Source organism: Methanospirillum hungatei (assembly GCF_020216685.1).
Taxonomy (GTDB): Archaea; Halobacteriota; Methanomicrobia; order Methanomicrobiales; family Methanospirillaceae; genus Methanospirillum; species Methanospirillum hungatei_B.
Map to the genome: position 1 here is coordinate 1 of NZ_JAIWNS010000268.1, position 4505 is coordinate 4505.

The window sequence follows — 4505 nt, forward strand, 5'->3', positions numbered from 1 at the left end:
GTCTTTGTCCAGATCTTCTCTGACCGGATCGAGATTAGCAGTCCGGGTGGCCTTCCTCCAGGGATGCAACAGACTGATCTCGGGCATAAGAGTGTCAGAAGGAACCCGATTATCGCTGACCTCTATCACCGGATCGGATTTATCGAGAAGGCGGGGACCGGAATAGAGCGGATGCGGGAAGGAGCACGGGAATCCGGGTGCCCGGAGCCGGTCTTTGATACAGACGGGTTTTTCACCGTGACTTTCACTCCGAACGAGACTCCTGACCGGCACCAAGATGGCACTAAGATAGCACTAAGAAGAGAGAAGATGGATCTCTTAAAAATATGCCAGAAGGAGAGTACATTGGTCGAAATACTCTCATTCTTTGGAAGATCAGATCGTTCAAAATTCCGGAAAAACATTCTCTTACCATTAGTAGAAGATGGTCTTATTGAGCTCACCATTCCAGACAGACCAACAAGTAAACATCAGAAGTACCGGATAACTCCTGCTGGTTAAGAAATATTACATGAATATCTCTCTGAATTGAAAGCCGATGAACGGTGAGGATCATGACAACAACGGGATTATGTGAATCTGACGTAGAAGAAACGGCACTTGAAATCTTTCGTGACCTTGGGTACGAGGTCCTCTATGGGTATGAGGTCGCACCTGGAGAGAGGGATCAGATCCGAGACTCCTTCGATGAATACCTCCTTGAATCCAGACTTGAAGATGCCATCTTCCGACTCAACAAGTCTCTCCCCCGTGATGCCCATGAAGCGGCACAGACAATGCTCACCAATCCCAGTCATACTACCCTCATCCAGAATAACAAGACCATCCATGAGATGATCTCCGGTGGAATCACAGTCGAATACCGCCGAAAGGATGGATCAGTTGGTGGAGATCAGGTCAGGCTGATTGACTTTGAACACCCGGAGAACAACGAATTCCTTGTCGTCAACCAGTTCACCATTCAGGAAGGGAAAAACCACCGAAGGCCCGATATTGTCCTCTTCATCAACGGGATTCCGGTCATCATCTTTGAACTGAAAAACCCCACCGATGAACGGGCCACCCTGACCTTAGCCCATAACCAGCTCCAGACCTACATGCAGGAGATTCCCTCATTCTTCTCATACAATACCATGGCGGTCATCTCCGATGGAATCCAGACCAGGATCGGGACCCTCTCAGCACCACTTGAACGGTTTTCCCGGTGGAGGACGATTGACGGAGCACAGGAAGCCCCAAACCATATCCCCGAGATCGAAGTCCTCATCCGGGGTGTCTGTGATAAAAAGCGGCTTCTTGACCTTATCCGGTTCTTCATCGTATTTGAAGAGGATGAACGGGGGAACACCATCAAGAAACTTGCCGGGTACCACCAGTACCATGCCGTAAACCTCGCCGTCAGGTCTACCGAGACGGCTATAAGTGACATGGGAGATCGCCGGTGCGGAGTCGTCTGGCATACCCAGGGGTCAGGAAAAAGTCTCACCATGGTCTTTTACTCAGGAAAGATCATCCAGACACCATCACTCCAGAACCCGACGATCCTGGTCATCACCGACCGGAATGACCTTGACGATCAACTCTTCCAAACCTTCTCCCGGTGCAAAAAACTCCTCCGCCAGACACCTATCCAGGCAGAGGGCCGGGACCATCTGAAAACACTACTCAGTGTCGCTTCCGGTGGGGTCGTCTTCACTACCATTCAGAAGTTCTTCCCCGAAGATGAAAACAAAGAGAAATATCCCCTCCTCTCTGATCGGAAGAACATCATTGTCATCGCAGATGAGGCACACCGAAGCCAGTACGGGATGCATGGAAAGGTGAGCAAGAAGGGAGAGATCAGTTACGGATTCGCCAAATATATCCGTGATGCCCTCCCCAATGCCTCATTTATCGGGTTTACCGGGACACCTATCGACCTTCAGGATAAAGTGACAAGGAACGTCTTTGGTGAATACATCAGCATCTATGATATTCAGCAGGCAATCAGGGACAGGGCAACCGTTCCCATCTATTACGAGAGCCGTATTGTTGATATCAGGATGAATGAGGAGATTAAACCACTCATCGACCAGGAGTTTGAAGAAGTAACCGAGAACGAAGAGGTCTTCAGAAAAGAAAAACTCCGGACAAAATGGGCAGCTCTTGAAGCCATCGTCGGAGATGAGAAGCGAATCAACGAGGTTGCTGATGATCTCATCCGCCACTTTGAAGAGCGCTCAGATGCCATCGAAGGGAAAGCGATGATCGTCTGCATGAGCAGGCGGATCTGTGTTGAACTCTACAAGGCACTGGTTGAGAGACGCCCGGAATGGGACTCTGATTCAGACAATGACGGCTTTTTGAAGGTGGTCATGACCGGTTCAGCAGGCGATGAAAAAGACTTCCAAAAGCATATCAGACCGAAATCAGGTCGGGAACTCCTTGCTAAACGGTTCAAGGATCCAGAAGATCCATTCAAAATCGCAATCGTCCGTGATATGTGGCTGACCGGATTTGATGTTCCCTGTCTTCATACTATGTACATCGACAAGCCTATGAAGGGCCACACCCTCATGCAGGCAATCGCCAGAGTAAACCGGGTATGGAAAGATAAACCCGGCGGGCTTATTGTCGATTACATTGGTCTTGCGGAAGAGCTGAAAAAAGCTCTGGTCACCTATACGGAGAGTAAAGGCAAGGGAGATCCCGTATTTGATCAGGAGAGGATCGTTGATAAGATGATGGAGAAGTACGAGGTTTGTTGTCATCTCTTCCATGGGTTTGACTGGTCAGGCTGGCGGGGAGCTCCGGCAGCAACTCGTCTCTCCATCCTTCAAGCAGGATTTAACTATGTCCTTGATGATCCTGAACGAAAATCAGACTTCATGCAGCATGTGCTTGAACTCTCCCAGGCATTTGCCCTTGCTCTTCCTCATGAAAAAGCCATTGAGATAAGGGAAGATGTCGCGTATTTCCAGGCCGTTCGGGCACAAATCATAAAGACATCAGAAGGAGCAGGAAAATCAGAGTATGAACTGAATCTGGCAGTAAAGCAGATCGTCTCAAAGTCCATTGTCCCCCTTGGCATCGTCGATATCTTCAAGGATATGGGAAAGGATGTGGGAGATATATCAGTCCTCTCCGAAGAGTTCCTCAATGACCTCCTGAAATACAAGAACCAGAATGTTGCAATTGCTGCCATGACCCGGCTGCTGAATGATCAGATCCGGGCACGAACCCGGAAAAACACAACCGAAGCAAGAAAATTCTCCGAGATGCTTGAGCAGACGATAAATAAATACAATAACCGAAAGGTTACGACCCAGGAGATCTTAAAAGAACTCTCGGAAATTGCACGGGAGATCAGGGAGGCTCAGCAGCGGGGAGAGAACCTGGGTCTTACCGAGGCAGAGCTTGCCTTTTACGACGCTCTGGGCGTGAATGACAGTGCTGTGGTGATTCTGGGGGATGAAATCCTCAAAAAGATAGCCCGGGATCTGGTAAAGTCGATTAAGGAGAATGTGACAATTGACTGGTCATCCCGTGAATCGGTTCGGGCAAAGATGCGGGTTGCAATAAAGAGGATACTGCGGGCGAATGGATACCCCCCTGACAAACAGGAGAATGCTATTCAGACGGTCATGCAGCAGGCGGAGTTGCTCTGTTCGGCGGTTGCAGGATGAGATACTATCCCCTCGCCAGACCAATAATTTTCGCCGAATACTACTGGTCCATATTCACGTAATCTGACCTGAATTCCTTGAGGCAGCAATAAACGGTAATTCCCGGATCATGGCTGGGTAGTAGATTGTGCTGGACCGGACTGAAGCAATCACTCAGGTAACCATCATCTCGTCTCCGAATCACAAAATCAAATAGTCTGGATACCTATCATGGACAAGGAGTGGCAGACAGTGTAACTGACCTCCTAATTCGGGAAGAGGAGGTATAAGATGGACGTATTATAGAGATAGGAAGATGCCAAAATCTTTTCACTCCTCCGGTGTACTGATCCGGTATTCCCCCTCCGGTATTGTTATTTCGAAACGGATCCCCTCACCTGATGCTCCGGTCTCCTGCAGAGACATACCGGTAATGGAAAGGATCTCTCTGGCAAGAAAGAGGCTGGTCCCGCTTTTTCCCATATATTCCCATTTGAAAACCTGATCCTTCTCATCCACCGGGATTCCCGGCCCATCAGATTCAATGATGAGGGTAATATTGTCTCCGTTCTTGTGACATCGTATCCCAATCTTTGTAACCTGGTCTCCTTGCCTGGCTATCATATCTAAAAGAGCCAGAAATGCGTCTTCAAGATGGGGATCAGCGTAAATCTCGAGATCAGGCAGGTCCATCGTCCGGTTCAGGTGAGAGAGATCAAGATGTGAAATGGCACTTAAAAGAGTATATACGACCTTCTGCCATCGTGGCTGGTTGATCCCGAGATTCTGATATTTCTCTAAAAATGTGAGGCTTTCCTGAACCGATTCTAAAATCCGTTCGCTTTTCTCCAGATACGTACG

The 4505-nt window shown here is 48.8% G+C and carries 3 protein-coding genes; 2 read left to right on the top strand and 1 reads right to left on the bottom strand.

What is annotated here, in order from left to right:
* Together LDL35_RS14650 and LDL35_RS14655 are read left to right on the top strand one after the other, a co-directional pair.
* Positions 1 to 501, top strand: a 501-nt coding sequence (locus tag LDL35_RS14650; RefSeq protein WP_304023773.1) for an ATP-binding protein, incomplete at its 5' end; no start/stop codon positions are given.
* A 53-nt stretch (positions 502 to 554) separates the two neighbouring features.
* Positions 555 to 3665 (top strand): type I restriction endonuclease subunit R, encoded by a 3111-nt coding sequence (locus LDL35_RS14655; protein WP_304023775.1) that lies wholly within the window; start codon positions 555 to 557, stop codon positions 3663 to 3665.
* Positions 3666 to 3974: 309 nt separating this feature from the next.
* Here the strand turns inward: LDL35_RS14655 and LDL35_RS14660 are convergent.
* Positions 3975 to 4505, bottom strand: a 531-nt coding sequence (locus LDL35_RS14660) for an ATP-binding protein (protein ID WP_304023777.1), incomplete at its 5' end; no start/stop codon positions are given.

What these genes read in the sequence shown, in the direction of transcription:
- LDL35_RS14655 (WP_304023775.1), top strand. Translation starts at nt 555, where the DNA reads ATGACAACAACGGGATTATGTGAATCTGACGTAGAAGAAACGGCACTT.